The organism is Zoogloea sp. (genome assembly GCF_041904905.1).
In the GTDB taxonomy this organism is placed as follows: domain Bacteria; phylum Pseudomonadota; class Gammaproteobacteria; order Burkholderiales; family Rhodocyclaceae; genus Zoogloea.
In genome coordinates this window covers 12,715-31,051 of the sequence record NZ_JAYRMI010000049.1, presented here as the reverse complement: position 1 = coordinate 31,051, position 18,337 = coordinate 12,715, and the positions used below count along the sequence as shown (strand labels likewise).

12 protein-coding genes are annotated in these 18,337 nt (G+C 68.8%); 7 read left to right on the top strand and 5 right to left on the bottom strand.

Features of this window, described 5'->3' with window-relative positions; genetic code table 11:
- A partial coding sequence (locus tag ACE3N6_RS13490) for an acetyl-coenzyme A synthetase N-terminal domain-containing protein (RefSeq protein ID WP_374246293.1) occupies positions 1-423 on the bottom strand: 423 nt, incomplete at its 3' end.
- A 72-nt stretch (positions 424-495) separates the two neighbouring features.
- A complete protein-coding gene (locus ACE3N6_RS13485; RefSeq protein ID WP_374246292.1) occupies positions 496-924 on the bottom strand; it encodes an acyl-CoA thioesterase in 429 nt (142 codons plus the stop codon).
- Positions 925-1,134: 210 nt separating this feature from the next.
- Between ACE3N6_RS13485 and ACE3N6_RS13480 the strand changes: the two genes are divergently transcribed.
- Positions 1,135-2,775, top strand: coding sequence for an electron transfer flavoprotein-ubiquinone oxidoreductase (locus ACE3N6_RS13480; RefSeq protein WP_374246291.1), 1,641 nt, complete (start codon positions 1,135-1,137; stop codon positions 2,773-2,775).
- Between the two features lie 127 nt (positions 2,776-2,902).
- Here the strand turns inward: ACE3N6_RS13480 and purL are convergent, their stop codons facing one another.
- On the bottom strand, positions 2,903-6,832 hold the full coding sequence (gene purL, locus ACE3N6_RS13475; RefSeq protein ID WP_374246290.1) for a phosphoribosylformylglycinamidine synthase: 3,930 nt from the start codon (positions 6,830-6,832) through the stop codon (positions 2,903-2,905).
- 200 nt (positions 6,833-7,032) lie between these two features.
- On the opposite strand from purL, the gene ACE3N6_RS13470 reads away from it, so the two are divergent.
- The 6 genes from ACE3N6_RS13470 (at position 7,033) to ACE3N6_RS13445 (ending at position 14,410) form a co-directional block, all read left to right on the top strand.
- Positions 7,033-8,475, top strand: coding sequence for a diguanylate cyclase domain-containing protein (locus ACE3N6_RS13470; RefSeq protein WP_374246289.1), 1,443 nt, complete (start codon positions 7,033-7,035; stop codon positions 8,473-8,475).
- Between the two features lie 62 nt (positions 8,476-8,537).
- Positions 8,538-9,350, top strand: coding sequence for a phosphatase PAP2 family protein (locus ACE3N6_RS13465; RefSeq protein ID WP_374246288.1), 813 nt, complete (start codon positions 8,538-8,540; stop codon positions 9,348-9,350).
- The gene (locus ACE3N6_RS13460) at positions 9,347-10,318 is read left to right on the top strand and encodes a lysylphosphatidylglycerol synthase transmembrane domain-containing protein (RefSeq protein WP_374246287.1); all 972 of its coding nucleotides are present in this window, start codon (positions 9,347-9,349) and stop codon (positions 10,316-10,318) included. The genes ACE3N6_RS13465 and ACE3N6_RS13460 overlap by 4 nt, the downstream gene beginning before the upstream one ends.
- Positions 10,319-10,323: 5 nt before the next feature.
- Positions 10,324-11,385: a glycosyltransferase family 2 protein gene (locus ACE3N6_RS13455; protein ID WP_374246286.1), complete on the top strand. Its 1,062-nt coding sequence runs from the start codon at positions 10,324-10,326 to the stop codon at positions 11,383-11,385.
- An 11-nt stretch (positions 11,386-11,396) separates the two neighbouring features.
- Positions 11,397-12,959 carry an ArnT family glycosyltransferase gene (locus tag ACE3N6_RS13450; RefSeq protein ID WP_374246285.1) on the top strand — a complete coding sequence of 521 codons (1,563 nt, stop codon included), beginning with the start codon at positions 11,397-11,399 and terminating at the stop codon, positions 12,957-12,959.
- Positions 12,956-14,410: an ArnT family glycosyltransferase gene (locus tag ACE3N6_RS13445; protein ID WP_374246284.1), complete on the top strand. Its 1,455-nt coding sequence runs from the start codon at positions 12,956-12,958 to the stop codon at positions 14,408-14,410. The genes ACE3N6_RS13450 and ACE3N6_RS13445 overlap by 4 nt, the downstream gene beginning before the upstream one ends.
- Positions 14,411-14,422: 12 nt before the next feature.
- Here the strand turns inward: ACE3N6_RS13445 and rmuC are convergent, their stop codons facing one another.
- Both rmuC and ACE3N6_RS13435 read right to left on the bottom strand, forming a co-directional pair.
- Positions 14,423-15,808: a DNA recombination protein RmuC gene (gene rmuC, locus ACE3N6_RS13440; protein WP_374246283.1), complete on the bottom strand. Its 1,386-nt coding sequence runs from the start codon at positions 15,806-15,808 to the stop codon at positions 14,423-14,425.
- Positions 15,809-15,838: 30 nt separating this feature from the next.
- Positions 15,839-18,319 carry an ABC transporter permease gene (locus tag ACE3N6_RS13435; RefSeq protein WP_374246282.1) on the bottom strand — a complete coding sequence of 827 codons (2,481 nt, stop codon included), beginning with the start codon at positions 18,317-18,319 and terminating at the stop codon, positions 15,839-15,841.
- Between the last annotated feature and the right edge of the window lie 18 nt (positions 18,320-18,337).

Genomic DNA, 18,337 nt, shown 5'->3' with positions numbered 1-18,337 from the left:
CTCCACGCCCAGTTCCTTCAGGGCGGCGGCAAGGTGCGCCACCTGCCGGTAGAGATCGCTGTGGGCAAGGCGGTTATGGACGCGATCCTCACCCCAGAACACCAGCGCGTCGCTGTCGTCCCGCTGGCGCAGGAGGTTCTCGGCAAAGTTCAGGCGCGCTTCGGGAAACCAGCGCGCGCCGGGCATGCGGTCGCCGTGTTCGAGCACGGTCTCGCCCATGCTGCCCTTGACCTCGCCGTACGCCCAGATCGACGCCCAGAACTCTTCGGGGCGATCCACCGACCAGGCATGGAGCGCAGCGTAATCGGCAAAGCGGCGGCCCCAGCGGGCCTCTGCCTTGCGGGCGAAATCGGTGATGTTGGCGTCCGCGATGCGGGCGGCGTCCGGCGCCCAAAGCGGGTGCGCGGCAATGGGGTAACTCATGGACTTCTCCTCTTGGCTCGTCTTATATGCGGATTCCGGCTCGACGTCCGGTTCCGTTGCTGCATCGGACCTTCAGCTTACCTTGGCCCGGATGTCCTCGGGGAGCGGCACCGACTTGCCGGTCCGGGGGTCCATCCACACCACCTTCGACGCCCCTTCGGCATAGAGGCGCTCATCCCCCTCCACACCCAGCTCGTACCAGGTCATCACGCTGCTGCGCCCCGGGTCGCCGCCGTACATCCGCAGCACCACGGTGGCCGGATAATTGACGGGGATCAGGAAGGTGCAACTGGCGTTGATGATGACCGGCGCCACCGGGTTGTCCGGCGTCACGCTCGAGCCGCACTGCTCCAGCCACTCCACCCGCGCCTGCTCGCAGTAGCGAAAATACACGGTATTGTTCACGTGGCCGTAGGCGTCCATGTCGCCCCAGCGCACCGGGATGCGGGTGGTCAGCAGCAGTCGGCGGGAAGGGGCTTGGTCCTTGGCTGCGTCGTTCATTGTCGCTCGTCTCTCCACAGGTTGTTTTTTGATTGCGGCGCCCTGCGGGATGCTATACAACTGCCCCGCGCGGGCCGAGTCAATGTAACATACGCTTGCGTATGTTGCCTGCCATCTCCCATCCTGCAGCGGCCTCGCCGGAGCCACGGGGAAAGGTGTAGGCTTCGCGCAGACCGAGAACAAATCAAAACAACACAGGAGGTGACAGCGATGGAACGCGATTCCATGGAATTCGATGTCCTGATCGTCGGCGGGGGCCCGGCGGGCCTCTCCGCGGCGATCCGGCTCAAGCAGCTTGCAGCAGAAAAAGGTCAGGACTTCTCCGTCTGCCTGATCGAGAAGGCCGCCGAGATCGGCGCCCACATTCTCTCCGGCGCGGTGGTCGACCCCTGCGCCATCGACGAACTCTTCCCCGACTGGAAAGCACGCGGCGCCCCGCTCAACACCCCGGTCTCGGAAGACCGGGTGATCTTTCTGTCCGAATCCGGCGGCCGCCAGGTTCCCAACAGCCTGCTGCCCGACTCCTTCCACAACCACGGCAACTACGTCGTGCGCCTGGGCAACCTGGCCAAGTGGCTGGGCGAGCAGGCCGAGGCCATGGGCGTCGAGGTCTATCCGGGCTTTGCCGGCGCCCAGTTGCTGTTCGACGACAGCGGCGCCGTGGCTGGCGTGATCACCGGCGACATGGGCGTGCTGAAGGACGGCACCCAGGGCCCCAACTTCCAGCCGGGCATGGAGTTGCGCGCGAAGTACACCCTGTTCGCCGAAGGCTGCCGCGGTCATCTGGGTAAGGAGCTCGAAGCCCGCTTCAAGCTGCGCGACGGTGTCGATCCGCAGACCTACGGCATCGGCATCAAGGAGCTGTGGGAGATCCCCGCCGGCCAGCACACGCCGGGCCTGGTGGTGCACACCGCCGGCTGGCCGATGGACGCCTCCACCTACGGCGGCGGCTTCTGCTATCACCTGGAAGACAACCTGGTGGCGGTGGGCTTCGTGGTGGGCCTCAACTACGCCAACCCCTACCTGTCGCCCTTCGAAGAGTTCCAGCGCTACAAGACCCACCCCGAGATCCGCAAATTCCTGGAAGGCGGCAAGCGCCTTGCCTACGGCGCCCGCGCCATCGCCGCCGGCGGGCTGCAGAGCCAGCCCAAGCTGGTCTTCCCGGGCGGCGCACTGATCGGCGACGACGCCGGCTTCCTCAACGCCGCTCGCATCAAGGGCACCCACGCCGCGATGAAATCGGGCATGCTCGCCGCCGAAGCCGCCTACGACGCCCTCGCCGCCGAACGCAGCCAGGATGAACTCAGCGCCTACCCGGAAGCCTTCAAGGGCAGCTGGCTCCACACCGAACTCTACAAGACCCGCAACTTCAAGCCCTACATGAAGAAGGGGCTGTGGCTCGGGTCCATGCTGTTCGGCGCCGAGCAGATCCTCTTCGGCGGCAAGGTGCCCTGGACACTCCACAACCACGCGGATCACACGGCCCTCAAGCCGGCCGCCGAGTGCAGCCCGATCAGCTATCCCAAGCCGGACGGCAAGCTCACCTTCGACCGCCTGTCTTCCGTTTTCCTCTCCAACACCAACCACGAGGAAGACGAGCCCTGCCACCTGCAGCTCAAGGACGCCTCGGTGCCCATCGCCATCAACCTGGCGAAGTACGACGCACCCGAGCAGCGCTACTGCCCGGCCGGCGTGTACGAGATCGTGCGCACCGAGGGCGCCGATCCGAAGCTCCAGATCAACGCCCAGAACTGCGTGCACTGCAAGACCTGCGATATCAAGGACCCGACCCAGAACATCAACTGGGTCACCCCCCAGGGGGGCGAGGGCCCAATCTACCAGGGGATGTAAGCTTCGTAGAACAGGAAACCGGGCCCAGCCCGGTTTCTTCTTTTCGTCTGACGGTTGGCGGGCAGGCACAAAAACATCGAGGGGGCCGCGGCCCCCTCGATTCATTGAACGCCTGCAGCGTCGGCGTTCAGCCCAGCCACTTGCGGGCGTTGCGGAACATCCGCAGCCAGGGCGAATCCTCGCCCAGCTCGGCCGGGTGCCAGCTCATCTGAACGGTGCGGGCGGTGCGCTCGGGGTGCGGCATCATGATGGTGAAGCGACCATCCGGCGTGGTGAGGCCGGTGATGCCGTCCGGCGAGCCGTTCGGGTTGAACGGGTAGCGGGTGGCGATGGCGCCGGTGTTATCCACATAGCGCAGCGCAACCTTGGCGTTGTCCTTGTCGTCCACACCCTGGAACACCGCACGGCCTTCGCCGTGGGAGACGACGATGGGCATCCGGCTGCCCGCCATGCCGGCAAGCAGGATGGACGGGCTTTCCTGCACCTCGACCATCACGAAGCGGGCCTCGAACTGCTCGCTCCGGTTGCGCTGGAAGCGCGGCCAGCAGTCGGCACCGGGGATGATCTCGGCCAGGTTGGACATCATCTGGCAGCCGTTGCAAACGCCCAGCGCGAAGGTGTCGGCGCGGTTGAAGAAGGCCTCGAACTGCGAACGCAGCGCCGGGTTGAAGAGGATCGACTTGGCCCAGCCCTGCCCTGCCCCCAGCACGTCGCCGTAAGAGAAGCCACCGCAGGCCGCGAGACCCTTGAAGTCGGCCAGACGCACGCGGCCGGTCTGGAGGTCGGACATGTGCACGTCGAAGGGCGCGAAGCCGGCACGTTCGAAGGCGGCGGCCATCTCGGCCTGGGAGTTCACACCCTGCTCACGCAGGATGGCGATCTTCGGACGTGCGCCGGTGGCGATGAAGGGCGCGGCGATGTCGTCGGCCGGATCGAAACCGAGCTTGACCGACAGGCCAGGGTTGGCGAGGTCGGCGAGCGCGTCGAATTCCTCCCTCGCGCATTCGGCGTCGTCGCGCAGGCGGGCGATCTGGTAGCTGGTGGCAGACCACGTCTGCAGCAGCTCGGCGCGCGGGGCGCTGAACACCAGCTTGGCGTTGCGCCAGAAGCGCAGCTCGTCGCGGTCGTTGGGCTCGCCCACGAAGTGGTAGCTGAGGCCGGCGGCGCGCAGCGGCTCGGTGAAGCGGCTGCGGTCGTCGCGGCGGATCTGGATGACGGCGCCCAGCTCTTCGGCGAACAGCGCCTTGAAGAGCATGTCGTTGAAGCGGCCCTTGAGGGAATCGGGGCGCTTGTCGAGGCCGTCCACGTCGTTCATGAACTGATCGTAGGCGACGGTATCGAGCATCACCGACAGGCCGCACTTGGACGCGAAGGCCATCTCGCACAGGGTGGCGAAGAGGCCGCCGTCGGCGCGGTCGTGGTAGGCGAGGATCAGGTCGTCCTGGCGCCACTGCTGGATGAGTTCGAAGAAGGCCTTGAGCTGGGCGGCGTCCACGTCCGGCGCGTGTTCGGCGACCGAGTTGTAGGCCTGAGCCAGCACCGAGCCACCCAGGCGGTTGGCATTGTTGCCGAGGTCGATGAGGAGCAGCTCGGTCTCGACGCCATCCAGCAACTGCAGCTGAGGCGTGAGGGTGCGACGCACATCCTGCACCGGCGCGAAGGCGGTGACGATCAGCGACAGCGGCGAGACGACCTGCCTGGCCTCGTCCTCGTCCTGCCAGGCGGTGCGCATCGACAGGGAATCCTTGCCCACCGGGATCGCCAGCCCGGCCTGCTGGCAGAACTGGGACACGGCCTCGACCGTCTTGTAGAGCTTGACGTCTTCGCCCCGGTGACCGGCGGCGGCCATCCAGTTGGCGGAGAGCTTCACGTCACCTAGCGAGCGAATGTCGGCGGCGGCGATGTTGGTGATGGATTCGCCGATGGCCATGCGGCCGGAGGCCGGCGCATCCAGCGTGGCAACCGGGGTGCGCTCGCCCATCGCGAAGGCTTCGCCCAGGTAGCCGTGGAAGCTCATGGTGGTGACGGCCACGTCGGCCACCGGCACCTGCCACGGGCCGACCATCTGATCGCGGGCGGTCATGCCGCCCACCGAGCGGTCGCCGATGGTGATGAGGAAGTTCTTGCTGGCCACCGCCGGCATCGACAGCACGCGGCGACAGGCGTCGTCGAGGCCGATGTCGGTCACGTCGAAAGGCGGCACGAAAACCTGGCGGCTGGAGACGTTGCGGGTCATCTTGGGCGGCTTGCCCAGCAGCACCTGCATCTCCATGTCGACCGGCTTGTTGTCGAAGTGACGGTCGGAGACCACCAGATGACCGTCGTCCGACGCCGTGCCGACCACCGCGAACGGGCAGCGCTCGCGCTCGCAGATGGCCTGGAAGACCGGCAGGCTCTCGGGCGCGATGGCGAGGACGTAGCGTTCCTGGGATTCGTTCGACCAGATCTCCCGCGGGCTCATGCCCGGCTCTTCGATGTGCACTTCGCGCAGCTCGAAGCGCGCGCCCAGTTCGGCGGAATCGGCGAGTTCGGGGAAGGCGTTGGAGAGGCCGCCGGCGCCCACGTCGTGGATCGACAGGATCGGGTTGGCGTCGCCCTTCTGCCAGCAGGCGTCGATGACTTCCTGGCAGCGGCGCTGGATTTCGGGGTTGCCGCGCTGGACGGAGGCGAAGTCGAGATCCGCGGTGTTGGTGCCGGTGGCCATCGACGACGCGGCGCCGCCGCCCAGGCCGATGAGCATGCCGGGGCCGCCCAGCTGGATCAGCAGGGTGCCGGGGCCGAACTTGATCTTGAAGGACTGCTGGGCCTGGATGCTGCCCAGGCCGCCGGCGATCATGATCGGCTTGTGGTAGCCGCGCACCTCATCCTGCACGCTCTGTTCGAAAGTACGGAAGTAGCCGGTGAGGTTGGGACGGCCGAACTCGTTGTTGAAGGCCGCGGCGCCCAGCGGGCCTTCGATCATGATGTCGAGGGCCGAGGCGATGCGCTCGGGCTTGCCGTAGTGCTGCTCCCAGGGCTGCTCGAAGCCGGGGATCTCGAGGTTGGACACCGAGAAGCCTGCGAGGCCCGCCTTGGGCTTGGAACCGCGGCCGGTGGCGCCTTCGTCGCGGATCTCGCCGCCAGAGCCGGTGGAGGCGCCCGGGAAGGGCGAGATCGCCGTGGGGTGGTTGTGGGTCTCGACCTTGGCGAGGATGTGGGTGAGTTCCTCGCGGAATTTCCAGGCGCCGTCGGCATCCGGGTAGAGCTTGTCCACCGCCGCGCCCTCGATCACCGAGGCGTTGTCGGAATAGGCCACGACGGTGCCTTCCGGGTGGGCCTTGTGGGTCTCGCGGATCATGCCGAACAGCGTCTTGTCCATCGGCCGGCCGTCGATCACCCAGTCGGCGTTGAAGATCTTGTGGCGGCAATGCTCGGAGTTCGCCTGGGCGAACATCATCAGTTCGACGTCGGTGGGGTTGCGGCCCATCCGGGTGAAGTTGTCGACGAGGTAGTCGATCTCGTCTTCCGACAGGGCCAGGCCCAGCTCGGCATTGGCGATCACCAGGCCGTCACGGCCGCGGGTGAGGATGTCCACGCTGGTGAGCGGCTGCGGCGCGTAATGGTGGAACAGCGCGTGGGCGGCGTCGGGGTTGTCGAGCACCGACTCGGTCATGCGGTCGTGGATGACCGGAAAGACGGCTTCCCGGTCGCGGGCATCGAGGACGCCGCGCAGATCGAAGTAGAAGGCCGTGCCGCGCTCGACGCGGATGACCTTGTCGAACCCGCACTGATGGGCGATGTCCGTCGCCTTCGACGACCACGGGGAGATCGTGCCCAGCCGGGGCGTGACCACCAGCATCGACCCCGCCGGCAGATCGCCTTCGGGGTGAGCGCCGAGCAGATCCGCGAGCCGGGCCATCTCATCCACATCGAGCGGAGCGCTGACCTCCGCGAAGTACCAGTGCTCGGCCGCCAGCCCCTTCAGGCGTGGCAGGGCGGATTTCACCGCATCGTTGAGCCGGACGAGGCGGGAACTGGAAAAGGCGGGCGCACCGCGCAGCTTGAGGATTTCGGACATGGCAGGGATGGGCGCGAAGTTGAAACCGGCCCGGAAAGCGGCAAACCCACGATCCGGACACGCAAAGACCGCGCATTATACCCGAGCCCCGCCGACGCTCCGACCGCGCGATTCAACTCTCCGTGGCAAGCACCGCCCCCCGTGGAATCGCACGAACTGTGAGATAATTTACAGTCTTCAACAGTTTAGCCGCACAACCCATGGCCAGCCGCCGCTCCAACTTTCTGTCGTCGCGCGTGTTCTGGGCCATCGCGGTGGTCTTCTGCGCGATCGAAGGAGCGATCCTCGCCTTCGCCTACGAGCGCAACGTCGACCAGCTCGAGCTGTCCGATCAGGTCGCGGTGGTGCGCGAATCCACCACCGTCGTATGGCGCCTCGCCGCCAGCACCACGGCGCTCCCCGGCGCCGGCTTTCCCGACAACCCCACGATCGCCGACCCGCAGTTCGTCTGGCTGTCGTCGGCCCTCCAGAGCCTTCGCACGGGCGGCGAGATTCGCGGACTCGACGGCACCCCCTTCCACCTCGTCTCCATCGAGGCGGCCGACACCCGGCACATCCTCACCGACGCCATCGTGCGCTGGAGCAGCTTCCTGCGGCTGCACACCCACTCGCCCGGCTCCAGCGTCGCCTACGAGGAACTCCGCGCCCTTGGCCCCAGCCTTGCCGGCCTGGGCGTGCATCTTGCCGAACGACGCGACGAAGCCAGCCGGGCCGCGATGCGCCTGGTGATGGTCGCCCTGGGCACCAGCATGCTCGCCTTCGTGGTCGTCGGCACCCTGCTGATCCGCCAGACCCGCCGCTTCGAGCGCTCCGGCCAGCTCATGCGCTCGATGATGAACCAGATCGGCGCCGGCGTATGCATCCTGGGCAGCACCGACAAGATCGCCGACGCCAACCGGGCCGCCTGCCGCATGCTCGGCCGCCCCCGCCGCGAGCTGCGCGGCAAGCGCCTCGACGACATCCTTCAGGAGAACGACGGCGTCTGGACCGGCGAGCGCCCCGACGGCATGCCCCTCGCCATCGAACGCATCCCCGGCATGATCGACAGCGAGCGCGGCCCACTGCGCATCGTCACCCTGCTCGACGTGACCGCCCGCCACCTCACCAACGAGTGCCTCCAACACCTGGCCAACCACGACCCCCTCACCGGCCTGCCCAACCGGGGCTTCCTTGAAGGCTACTTCACCCGCGAGGTGGCCCGCAGCCGCGCCCAGGGCCTGATCCTCGGCGTCGCGGTGGTCGATCTCGACGGCTTCAAGCCGGTCAACGACACCTACGGCCACGCCGTCGGCGACGAACTCCTCGTCCAGATCGCCCAGCGCTTCACCTCCGCCCTGCGGGTGAGCGACCTGATCGCCCGCACCGGCGGCGACGAGTTCGTCGGCATCTTCCCCGACGTCGGCAACCGGGAGAGCCTCTCCTTCCTGGGCGAGCGCCTGCGCGGCGTGTTCGACCACCCCTTCCAGATCAAGGGCCACACGATCACCCTCACCGGCAGCATCGGCCTCGCCATCGCCCCGGACGACGGCGAGGATCAGGACAGCCTGCTGCGCGCGGCCGACGGCGCCATGTACCGGGCCAAGCAGGCCGGGCGGCGGCGCGCGCCCCTCGCCGCGGTGGGCGGCGCCGGGCGCGCAGCCTGACACCTGTTTCGACGCAGGGCCGCTATCGGGTAAACTGCACTGTTTTGTCGCACGAACCTGCCTTGCAACCGCCCGCCCCCACCGAAAACAACCCGCCGCCCCGCGTCGCCTTCCCCCTGGGATGGGCGCTGGCGCCTGCGCTGGTGCTCGCGGGGCTCGCGGGGGCATTGGCCCTTGCCGGCGCAAACCAGCCCCTTTTCGTCGCCCTCAACCACGCCAGCGCCGCCCTGCCGCCCCGGCTGTGGGCCGTCGTCACCGTCTGCGGGTCGGTCCTCGGCGCCATCGCCCTCCTCGCCGCCACCATCAAGACCCAGCCGCGCTGGCTCGCCTCGACCTTTCTGGCCGCGCCCCTGGGCGTCCTCATCAGCGAAGGCGGCAAGCGCTACTTCGACGTGATGCGCCCCGCCGGCGTGCTGGAGCCCGAGCGCTTCAACCTCATCGGCCAGAAGCTCTACGTCCACGCCTTTCCGTCCGGCCACTCGGTCACCGCCTTCTGTGTGGCCGCAGCCATCGTGCTCGCCTGGCCGAAACCCGAGCGTCGCTGGCGCGCCGGGCTGATCGCCCTGCCGCTGGCCGGGCTCGTCGCCTTCTCTCGGATCGCGGTGGGCGCCCACTGGCCGCTGGACGTCCTCACCGGCGCCGCCGGCGGCTGGCTTGCCGGCGCCCTGGGCGCGTGGCTCACCACCCGCACCGATTTCCTCCACTCGCCCCGCGGCGCCCGGACAATGGCCGCGGTCGCCCTCGCCACCAGTCTGGCGATGCTGTTCATCGACCTGGGCCAGCCCGATGCACGCCTGTTCCGCATCGGCCTCGCCGCCTGGGGCATCGGCGGCGCCGCCGCCGCCCTGATGCAAGACCGGGAGCCCCGCGCATGAACCTCAAACGCCTTCTCGCCATCGCCGTGTCGGCCGGGCTGCTGGCCTGGCTGATGGCCGACGGCCGCTGGCGCGGACTGGGCGAAGTGATCCAGCGCCTCAGCGGCCCGACGCTCGCCCTGTCGGCGGCGGGCTTCGCCCTCTCCTACCTGCTACGCGCGCTGCGCATCTACGACGAATTCCGCGCCCAGGCCGGCGGACGCTTCGGCACCTGCCTGCGCATCACCCTCATTCATAACGCGATGATCAACGTCGTGCCCTTCCGGGGTGGCGAGGCGGCCTTCCCGATCCTGCTCCGGCAGCACTTCGGCGTGCCGCTGCCGCGGGCGATCGCGTCGCTGTTCTGGTTCCGCCTTCAGGACGCCTTCGTGGTGATGGCGCTGGCCGCCGTGGTGTGGCCCGGCCTGCATCCCGCGCTCAAGGCCCTGGCCGTGGCCGGCGTGCTGCTGCTGGCCTGGTGGCTGCCCCGCTGGGCGCGGGCGCCCCACGCCTGGGCCGACGGCAGCGGCCTCACCGCCAAGTTCGCCAAGGTGCGCGATGCTTTCGCGGAGAGCACCAGACACGCCCGCTACGGCTGGGTGTGGACCATCGCCAACTGGACAGTCAAGCTCGCCGCCCAGGCGTGGCTGCTCGCCGCGCTGATCCCCGCCGCCCTCGACGTGGGCGCCGCCGGCGCCCTGGGGGCCGAACTCGCCGCGATCCTGCCGGTGCAGGGCGTGGCCGGTTTCGGCACCTACGAAGCCGGCGCCGCCGCAGCCCTGCTCCCCAACGGCGTTCCGCTCCAGGCCGGCCTGCAGGTGGCTTTGGCCCTGCATCTGTTCGTGATCGCCTGCGCCGTCGGCGCCGGCGCGATCGCCTGGCTCTTCCCGGCGGCGTCGGTGCCCGAAATGCGCGCCGAGCCCTCGTCCGACATACAATCCGCCTCGTCCGCCGCCGACGGGACGCCCACCCGAACTTCAGCCGACTGACCACCATGACCGACGTCACCCGCTACGACTCCCCCCTTCCGCCCGCCAAGGCGGAGATTCCCGCCGACCTGCCGCCCCATCGCCTGTCGGTGGTGGTGCCGCTCTACAACGAGGAAGACAACGTGGACCCGCTCCTCGCGCGCATCCACCTCGCCCTCGACGGCTACCCCTACCCGTGGGAAGTCGTGATCGTCGACGACGGCTCCTCCGACAACACGGTCCCCAACCTCGAGAAGGCCGCCGCCCGGCTTGGCCCCCACGTTCGCATCGTCGCCCTGATGCGCAACTTCAAGCAGACCGCTGCCATGCAAGCCGGCCTCGATGCGGCCCGCGGCGACGTGATCGTCACCATGGACGGCGACCTCCAGAACGACCCCATCGACATCCCGCGGATGGTCGGCCGCCTGCTGCGCGAGGATCTCGACCTCGTCGCCGGCTGGCGCAAGAACCGCAAGGACGGGATGATCCTGCGCAAGATCCCCTCCAAGATCGCCAACCGCCTGATCGCCCGCATCACCGGCGTCAAGCTCCAGGATTACGGCTGCTCCCTCAAGGCCTTCCGCGCCAGCGCGATCAAGAACGTGCGCCTCTATGGCGAGATGCACCGCTTCATCCCGGCGTGGCTGGCCACCGTCACCACCCCGCGCAAGATCGCCCAGGAAGTCGTCACCCACCACGCGCGGATGTTCGGCGAATCCAAGTACGGCATCTCGCGCACCTTCCGGGTCATCCTCGACCTGATCTTCGTCTACTTCTTCATGCGCTTCCGCACCCGTCCGGGCCACTTCTTCGGTGGCATCGGCCTGGGCCTTGGCGCGCTGGGCATCCTGATCCTCACCTACCTCGCCGGCCTCAAGCTCTTCACCGGCGCCTCCATCGGCACCCGGCCGATGTTCTTCGGCGGCTTCTTCTTCGTGATCGCCGGCATCCAGATGGTCACCACCGGTGTGCTGGCAGAGCTGCTCACCCGGGTGTACTTCGAATCCGGCCAGAGCCAGGCCTACGTCGCCCGTGACACCCCGGCCCTCGAAGACGGCCAGGCCTGGCACAACCCCGACAAAGCCTGACATCCGCCCCCATGATCGGTCACGCCAGCGCCGAAAGGCGGCTCGCGGGCACAGCCCTCGGCCGCCTGATCCTCGCCCTGCCCTTCGTCGCCTTCCTGCTCCGGCTGGGCGGCGCGCCGCTGTTCGACGTGGACGAAGGGGCCTTCTCCGAAGCCACCCGCGAGATGTTCGAACGGGGCGATTTCCTGTTCACCTATCTCAACGGCGCCCCGCGCTTCGACAAGCCGATCCTCATCTACTGGCTGCAGTCCCTGGGCTACCTGATCTTCGGCCCCAGCGAGTGGGCCTTCCGTCTGCCCTCAGCCCTGGCCGCCATCGGCTGGAGCTACGCCACCTACTTCTTCGCCCGCCAGCGTTTTGGCGAGGATGGCGGCCTGCTGGCGCTGGCGGTGGCCAGCACCGCCCTGGGCCCCTTCGCCATCGGCCGCGCCGCCACCGCCGACGGGCTGCTCAACTGCCTGCTGGCGCTCACCCTGTTCGACGTGTGGCGTCATCTTGAAAGCGGCCAGCGCACGCCGCTGCTGCGCGCCTTCGTGTGGATGGGCCTCGGCACCCTCACCAAAGGCCCGGTTGCGCTGGTGGTGCCCGGCGCGGTGAGCCTGCTCTACTGCGCCAGCCGCGGCGAATGGAGGCGCTGGCTGAAGATGCTGTCCAACCCCGCCGGGCTGGCCATCCTCGTCCTCATCGTCGCGCCCTGGTACGCCTACGCCCTGCATCGCCACGGGCAGGATTTCATCGACGGCTTCATCCTCCGTCACAACGTGCAGCGCTTCTCGGGCTCCCTCGAAGGCCACGGCGGCAGCGCGTTCTACTACCTGCTCGCGGTGCCGCTGCTGCTGCTGCCCTGGAGCGGGCTGCTGATTCGGGCGCTCGCCCGCCTCAAGGCCGGGCTGGCCGACCCGCTGCAGCGTTTCCTGTGGATCTGGTTCGGCTTCGTGCTCGGCTTCTTCTCGCTGTCGGGCACCAAGCTGCCCCACTACGTGCTCTACGGCTGCACGCCGCTGTTCATCCTGATCGGCCTCCACGCCCAGTCGATCCGCCGCGCCTGGCCGCACCTGCTGCTACCGGGCCTGCTATTCATCCTCTTCCCGCTGCTACCCAACCTCTTCGACGCGCTCTCCCGCAGCACCCTGGGCGACGGTTTCTACCGCGCCCAGTTGGCCCGAGCCCTGCCGTTGGCGGACAGCACCTACATCGGCGCCACCGTAGGAGGACTGGTGATCTGGATGGGGGTCGTGTTCTTCCCGCGGATGCCGGTGCTCGCCAAGCTGGTCGTCACCGCCGCGGTGCAGGTCGTCCTGCTGGCCGGGGTCGTCGTGCCCTACGCCGGCGAACTGGTGCAGGGCCCGGTGAAGGCCGCCGGCCTCAAGGCCCGCGAAATTGGCGGCGAGGTCGTCTTCTGGCGCTTCACCACCGCGCCGAGCTTTAGTGTCTATCGCCAGGCCGTCACCCTGAAGGGCGACCCCAAACCCGGTCAGCTGGCCCTCACCCGCATCGACCGCCTGCCGCCCGACGCGCCGGTGGATACTGTCTTCCAGGAAGGCGGCGTCGTGCTCGTGAAGGCCCGCCCATGAGCCTTGCCGACAGCCGCGCCGCACCCCTCGCGGTGATCGTCGCCGTGCTCACCGCCTACCGGCTGTGGGTGATCGGCCACCTGGGCATCGACCTCTACGTGGACGAGGCCTACTACTGGGGCTGGTCGCAGAACCTCGACTGGGGCTACTTCTCCAAGCCGCCGGCGATCGCCGCGCTGATCGCCGCCAGCACCGCCCTGCTGGGCAACGGCCTGATCGCCATCAAGCTGCCCTCGCTACTGCTCTACCCGGCCACCGCCTTCGCCCTCTACGCCCTCGGCGCCCGGCTCTACTCGTCCCGGGTCGGCTTCTGGGCCGGGCTGGGCTTCATGTCGATGCCGCTGGTGGCCGCCCTCGGGCTGTTCGTCTCCACCGACGCCCCGCTGCTCCTGTGCTGGTCACTGGCGCTGCTCTTCCTGCTGCGCGCGCTGGACCGCGACGGCTGGGCCGACTGGCTGGCCTGTGGTGCCATCATCGGGGTCGGCCTGATGTCGAAGTACACCATGGCCGCCTTCCTGCCCTCGGCGCTGCTACTCATCGCCCTGTCGCCCCGCCACCGCCGCTGGCTGGCCCGTCCCCAGCCGTGGGTTGCGCTGCTGCTGGCGGCAGCCATCCTGTCGCCCAACCTCTACTGGAACTGGGCCCACGACTTCCCCACCTTCCGCCACACCGCCGAGATCACCCGCGTCGGTCACGGCGAGCGCGGCTGGCACCCGGGCCAGTTGGGCGAGTTCATTGGCGCCCAGTGGCTGTCCTTCGGCCCGCTGCTTGGCGTGCTGCTGGGCTGGGCACTGATCCGCGCCTTCAAGCTGTGGCGCAACGACGCCCACCGCACGCTGCTGATCTTCATCGTGCCACTGCTCCTGCTGGTGAGCTTCCAGGCCCTCACCGGCCGGGCCAACGGCAACTGGGCGGCGCCGGTCTTCGTGGCCGCCTGCCTCCTGGTGCCGGCGGTATTTCTGGCAGAGCGGCGTAACTGGGTGATCGCCGGCGTGGCGGTCAATCTGGTTGCCTCCGTTGGTGCCTACCACTGGCCGGACCTCGCCCGGGTGGCCGGCATCGACCTCACCGCGAAGAACGACCCCTACAAGCGCGCCCGGGGCTGGATCAACCTCGCCGACGGCGTGGCGCCCTATCTCGCCCAGCACCCCGGCGCCATCCTGGTGGGCGAGGACCGGGAGATCATCGCCCACCTGGTCTATCGGCTTCACCCCACCAACTACGCCGCCTGGAACCCCGGCCACCTGCCCCGCGACCAGTACGAGGTCACCACCACCCTCGCCGACAAGCGCGGGCGCGACGTGCTGTACGTGGGTCGCAAGCCCGAGATCCCCGACATCGCCGCTCGCTTCGCCGCCAGCCAGCCGCTGGGCAAGGTCGTGGTGCCGATCCACAAGGATTTCAAGCGGGAGGTGTATGTCTTCCTGCTCAGGGATTTCCAGGGCTACTGAGCCACCGGGCAATCAGCCCTGGCTGTTGTCCGGCAGCGCGCCCGGCAGATCGTCCAGTTGCGCCGCCTCGATGCGCTGGAAGTGGGCGCTGATCTTGCGCGACGAGGTCTGCACCTCGGCCACGTCCTCGCCGGCCTGGCGGATATGGGTGGCGAGCCTCTGCATGCGCTCGTCGAAGCGGTTGAAATCCTTGGCCAGCTTGCCCAGCGCATCCTTGATGACGTGGATCTGCTTGCGGGTTTCCACGTCCTTCAGCACCGCGCGGGCGGTGTTGAGCACCGCCATCAGGGTGGTGGGTGAGACGATCCACACCCGCCGGCTCATGGCGTAGGCGACCACCTCCGGGTGGTAGGCGTGGATCTCGGCAAACACCGCTTCGGCCGGCACGAACATCACCGCCCCGTCCGACGTCACCTCCGGCAGGATGTACTTGCCGGCGATGGCGTCCACGTGCTTCTTCACATCGCTCCTGAAGGCCGACTGGGCCGCGCGGCGCTCCAGCTCGCCCACCTCGGCGGCGAACATACGGTGGTAGTTTTCCAGCGGAAACTTCGAATCCACGATCACCATCCCGGTGGGCTCGGGCAGACGCAGCACGCAGTCGGCGCGGGTACCGTTGGGCAGGGTGAACTGGAAATCGAAGGTCTCGGGCGGCAGCGCGTTGCGCACCAGCGCCTCCAGCTGAACTTCGCCGAAGGCCCCCCGCGCCCGCTTGTCGCCCAGCAGCTCCTGCAGGCTCACCACGTTGGTGGTGAGGTCGCCGATCTTCTTCTGGGCCTCGTCGATGGTGGCGAGCCGGGCCATCACGCTGGCGAAGGTCTCGTTGGTCTTGCGGAAGCCTTCGTCGAGGCGCTGATTGACGTGACCGGTGATCGCCTCGAGGCGCTCGCCCACCGTGCGGTTCATCGCCTCGATGCTGGTGCCCAACTGCTCGGACGCGCTCTTGAGACCGCTCTGGAGAAGTTCCCGGTCGGCCCGGGCGTGGTCGGCGAGGGTCTTGAGGGTTTCGGCGAGCATCTCGGTGCGGAGCTTCTCCTGGCCAGCGGCAAAGGCGTTGGCGAGATCCGCCAGACGCAGCACGGTTTCCTCCTTCTGACTGCCCAGCTGCCCCACCAGCGCCAGATGCAGCTGCTGCAGGGCCTGTCTCGATGCGGCCTGCTCGGCGTCGAGCCGATCCCGCAGGTTATCCACCTCGGCGGCCACCAGATCGATCACCCGGTCGCTGCCGGCCAGCGACGTGGCCTGCAACTCCTTCACCAGTTGCAGATGTTGATCGGCAAGGCCCTGCTCCACCCGACGCCCCAGCCGCCCGATCTGCACGAGCAGCCACAGCACCGCCACCACGAGCACGGCAAAGGCAACAAGAAAGGCCAGGAGGAAGAAGGCGTCGCTGTTCATCGGCCAGAGCATACCCCAGATAACTGTAAATTAGTTCAGCGTTCGCAAGCTACCAAGCGGTGGGCGATGAAGCAGGTGCCGGGTGCCCAGCCAGCCGGCCAGCGTGACCACCGCGCAGCCGGCCACCGCGCCGGCCACCAGCGGGAGCGCGCTGGGCGCGTAAGGAAGCTTGAAGACGAAGTGACCCAGCGCCCACCCGATGCCCGTGGCCCCCACGCCGGCCAGCCCGCCGGCCACCAGCCCGAGGGCGGCGAACTCGGCCAGCAGCGCCCAGCGCAGCTGCCGGTTGCGGGCACCCAGCGTGCGCAGGATCGCCAGTTCGCGCTCCCGCTCGTCGTGGGTGGCTTGCAGAGCGCCGAACAGCACGACCACCCCCGCCACCACCGCAAAGCCGAACACGAACTGAACCGCCGCGATGAGCTGATCCACCATCGCCTGGATCTGCCCGATCACCGCCGCCACGTCGATCACCGTGAAGTTGGGGAAGGCCGCCACCAGCCGGTTGGCAAGCGCCATCTGCGCGGGCGGCAGGTAGAAGCTGGTGATGTAGCTGGCCGGGAAATCCTCCAGCATGCCGGGCGCGGCGATCACGAAGAAGTTCACCCGCATCGAATCCCAATCCAGCTTGCGCAGGCTGGTGATGCGCGCCTCAGACCGGGCGCCGGCGATCTCGAAGGTCAGCACGTCGCCCATCGCCAGGCCCAGGGTCTGGGCGAGCCCTTGCTCCACCGAGAACTGCGGCTGCCGGCCGTCCCCGTGCCACGTGCCGGCCACCACGCGGTTGCCGTCCGGCAGTCGGGCGTCGAAGGAGAGGTTGAAATCCCGGTCGACGAGGCGCTTTGCGCGCTCGTCCGGGTAGTCGTCCGGCCCCACCGGCCGGCCGTTCACCGCCACCAGCCGGCCGCGGATCATCGGCTGCATGAGCGGCGGCATGCGCCCCTCGTCCCGGAAGAACTGGCCCAGGGGCGCCACCTGATCGGGCTGGATGTTGATGACGAAGCGGTTAGGCGCGTCCGCCGGCGTGGCCTGCTTCCAGTTGGCCAGCAGATCGCCCCGGACCAGCGTGAGGAGTAGCAGCGCCGTCAGCCCCATACCGAGGGCCAGCACCTGCACCAGGCTCGCCGTCGGCCGCCGCCGCAGCGCCGCCAGCCCGTAGCGCCAGCCGCTGCCCGCCACCGCCCGCAGGCGGCCCAGCAGCCGCAGCACCAGCCAGCCGGCAGCGCCATACACGGCGAAGGCCAGCGCAAACCCGCCCACCACCCACGCCCCGAGCAGCCAATCCCGGGCGATGCCCACCAGCAGGCCGGCCAGCACCAGCGCGCCCACCGTCCACGCAAGGCCTTCGCGCGCCGCGATACCGTCCCATTCGCGGCGCAGCACCCGCAGCGTGGGCACCCGGCCCAGGCGGATCAGCGGCGGCAGCGCGAAGCCAAGCAGCAGCAACAGGCTCACCGCCAGCCCGTGGGCCACCGGCCACCAGCCCGGCGCCGGCAGCGGGAAGCCCACCAGATCGCCGAGCAGGCCGTTGAGCACGAACTGCACGGCAAACCCCAGCGCGCAGCCCGCCGCGCCGGCCACCAGCCCCAGCAGCACGAACTCGCCGATGAAGAGCCGCAGCAACTGCCCCTGCCGCGCCCCCACGCAGCGCATCACCGCGCAGCCATCCAGATGCCGCTCGACGAAACGCCGGGTGGCGAGCCCCACCGCCACCGCCGCCAGCACCACCGCCAGCATCGCCGCAAAGCGCAGGAAGCGCTCGGTGCGGTCGAGGGTGGCGCGCACCTCGGGGCGGGCGTTATCGACGGTCTCGAGACGCTCGCCCCGCTGCAGCCGCGGCTTGGCCCAGGCTTCGAAGCCCGCCACTGCCACCGGCTCGCCCGCCACATGCAGGTGATAAAAGGCGCGGCTGCCGGGCTGGATCAGCTGGGTCGCCGGCAGATCGGCGGCGTTGATGACGAGCCGCGGCAGCAGGCTGAAGAAATTGGCGCCCCGGTCGGATTCAAAACTGAGCACCGCGGCCATCTTCATCCGCAGGGCGCCCAGGCCGATCTCGTCGCCCACCTTGGCGCCCAGCGCGCTGGCGAGACGTTCGTCCAGCCACAGCGTGCCCGGCGCGGGGATGCCCGGCGCCGGCGCGTCCGGCTGGTTGAGGCCCGGTGCGATGCGGATCGAGCCCCGCAGCGGATGGCCGTCCTCCACCACCTTCACCCCCGCCAGCTGGGTGCCCTCGCCCAGGCTGGCCATGCTGGTGAAGGTGGCGGAAACCACCGACTTCAGCCCTCGCCGGGTGGCCTCGCTCCGGTAGGCCGGGTCGAGGGCCCGATCCGACACCAGCACCAGATCGCCCCCCAGGAGCTGGTTGGCCTCGCGCTTGAGGGCCTGGGCGACCCGGTCGGTGAAGAAGCCGACGCTGGTCAGGCTGGCCACGGCGATCACCAGGGCCAGCGCGAGCAGGCCCAGTTCGCCGGCGCGCAGATCGCGCCGGAACATCCGGAGGGAAAGGGAGAACATGGTTCAGGCGGGAAGCGG

What these genes read in the sequence shown, in the direction of transcription:
- purL (WP_374246290.1), bottom strand. Translation starts at nt 6,832, where the DNA reads ATGTCCGAAATCCTCAAGCTGCGCGGTGCGCCCGCCTTTTCCAGTTCC.
- ACE3N6_RS13460 (WP_374246287.1), top strand. Translation starts at nt 9,347, where the DNA reads ATGAACCTCAAACGCCTTCTCGCCATCGCCGTGTCGGCCGGGCTGCTG.
- ACE3N6_RS13435 (WP_374246282.1), bottom strand. Translation starts at nt 18,319, where the DNA reads ATGTTCTCCCTTTCCCTCCGGATGTTCCGGCGCGATCTGCGCGCCGGC.
- ACE3N6_RS13455 (WP_374246286.1), top strand. Translation starts at nt 10,324, where the DNA reads ATGACCGACGTCACCCGCTACGACTCCCCCCTTCCGCCCGCCAAGGCG.
- ACE3N6_RS13450 (WP_374246285.1), top strand. Translation starts at nt 11,397, where the DNA reads ATGATCGGTCACGCCAGCGCCGAAAGGCGGCTCGCGGGCACAGCCCTC.
- ACE3N6_RS13485 (WP_374246292.1), bottom strand. Translation starts at nt 924, where the DNA reads ATGAACGACGCAGCCAAGGACCAAGCCCCTTCCCGCCGACTGCTGCTG.
- ACE3N6_RS13470 (WP_374246289.1), top strand. Translation starts at nt 7,033, where the DNA reads ATGGCCAGCCGCCGCTCCAACTTTCTGTCGTCGCGCGTGTTCTGGGCC.
- ACE3N6_RS13480 (WP_374246291.1), top strand. Translation starts at nt 1,135, where the DNA reads ATGGAACGCGATTCCATGGAATTCGATGTCCTGATCGTCGGCGGGGGC.
- ACE3N6_RS13445 (WP_374246284.1), top strand. Translation starts at nt 12,956, where the DNA reads ATGAGCCTTGCCGACAGCCGCGCCGCACCCCTCGCGGTGATCGTCGCC.
- rmuC (WP_374246283.1), bottom strand. Translation starts at nt 15,808, where the DNA reads ATGAACAGCGACGCCTTCTTCCTCCTGGCCTTTCTTGTTGCCTTTGCC.